Origin of the sequence: Paraburkholderia sp. SIMBA_054 (assembly GCF_046534875.1) — a bacterium.
GTDB lineage: Bacteria > Pseudomonadota > Gammaproteobacteria > Burkholderiales > Burkholderiaceae > Paraburkholderia > Paraburkholderia hospita.
This window is the reverse complement of record NZ_JAWRXV010001409.1, coordinates 1-246: the sequence shown is the minus strand read 5'-3', so window position 1 is coordinate 246 and position 246 is coordinate 1. Positions and strand designations below refer to the sequence as shown.

The window sequence follows — 246 nt, the reverse complement described above, 5'->3', positions numbered from 1 at the left end:
GCATGTCGGTCGCCATTCGCACGCTGACGTTGAAGCCGTCGGCGCAAGCAGGCTCGTTGCGCGGCACGATGGGCATCGGCGCGGGCATCGTGCTCGACAGCGTCGCCGAAGACGAATACGCGGAGTGCCGATTGAAAGCGCGCTTTCTGACCGGCGCCGAGCCGGGCTTCGAGCTGTTCGAAACCATGCTCGCGACGCGCGAAGACGGCGTGCGTTATCTGCCGCGGCATCTCGCGAGACTCTCGG

1 protein-coding gene is annotated in these 246 nt (G+C 66.3%); it reads left to right on the top strand.

The features are described 5' to 3' along the window. Positions 1–246 (top strand): chorismate-binding protein (locus SB822_RS59685; RefSeq protein ID WP_410859454.1); only part of this gene is annotated, 246 nt, incomplete at both ends.